The sequence below is a fragment of the Limnohabitans planktonicus II-D5 genome (assembly GCF_001270065.2).
Lineage (GTDB): Bacteria > Pseudomonadota > Gammaproteobacteria > Burkholderiales > Burkholderiaceae_C > Limnohabitans_A > Limnohabitans_A planktonicus.
The window spans coordinates 1-949 of sequence record NZ_LFYT02000112.1 but is presented as its reverse complement, the minus strand read 5'-3'; the positions used below and the strand labels follow the sequence as shown (position 1 = coordinate 949).

Below are 949 nucleotides of genomic sequence, written 5' to 3'. Positions count from 1 at the left end.
CCGTGATGCTGACGGTGGGCACGGGTTTGCCGGTGTCCACCGTGAAGCTGAAGACGGTGGGGGTGCTGGTGTTGTTGGCTTTGTCGGTTTGGCGCACTTGCACGGTGTTGGCGCCTTCTTGCGCCGTGAAGGTGCTGCTCCAGGTGCTGCCGTCGGTGCTGTATTCGACCAAGGCGTCTGTTTCGATGAGCCCAATGTTCAGGTTGCCTACGGTGCTGATTTTGTCGCTGCTGCTGCGCCCGGTGTCGCACAGCAAGCTGACTGAGGGTGAGGCCACGGTTTGGTCGATGACCACCGCCAGGTTGATGGTGGCGTCTACCGCGTTGCCCGCTTGCAAGGTGCGTTCGATTTGCACATTGCCCGAGGCAATGGCCAGCGTGGGCGTGACGGACCACAGGCCGTTGTTGTCGACCACGGTGGTGAGCACTTCGCCGGTGCCGGGCATGGTCACTTTGATGCGGTCGCCTTCTGAGCCGCTGCCGGTGATGGTGGGGGTGTCGTAATAAGTGCTCAGGTCCGTCAGGGCGCCGCTGTTGCTGTTGTTGTCCAGACCTGCGGTGAAGGTGCCTGCCTTGGTGTTGAGCACAAATCGGAGGACGTCGGAGACGGCGATGTTGCCTGCCGCGTCCCGGACCCGTGCGTAGACGGTGTTGCTGCCTTCTATGGCGCTGTAGGTGTTGGTCCAGCTGCTGGCGTTGGTGCTGTATTCGACCACGGCACCGGCTTCTATGGCCGAGCCGGTGGCGCTTCCGAGGGACGTTCAGGCTGGCGTCGATGGTGACCAGGTCGCCCGGGGTGCCGGTGTCGCAGGCGAGAGTCAGGATCGGTTTGACGATGAAGGTGTCCACGGTGAACACCAGTTGGCTGGCCGCGCCGGTGTTGCCTGCGGCATCGACCACGCGTGCGTAGACGGTGTTGCTGCCCTCGCCCGCTGCAAAGGTGCTGCCCC

Annotated in this window: 2 protein-coding genes; one reads left to right on the top strand and one right to left on the bottom strand. The window is 63.4% G+C overall.

The window, feature by feature from the left end:
* Positions 1 to 715: Ig-like domain-containing protein (locus tag H663_RS41000; RefSeq protein WP_133240108.1), on the bottom strand; the 715-nt coding region annotated here is incomplete at its 3' end.
* A 13-nt stretch (positions 716 to 728) separates the two neighbouring features.
* Between H663_RS41000 and H663_RS42105 the strand changes: the two genes are divergently transcribed.
* On the top strand, positions 729 to 949 hold a 221-nt coding region (locus tag H663_RS42105; RefSeq protein ID WP_205872783.1), incomplete at its 3' end, for a hypothetical protein.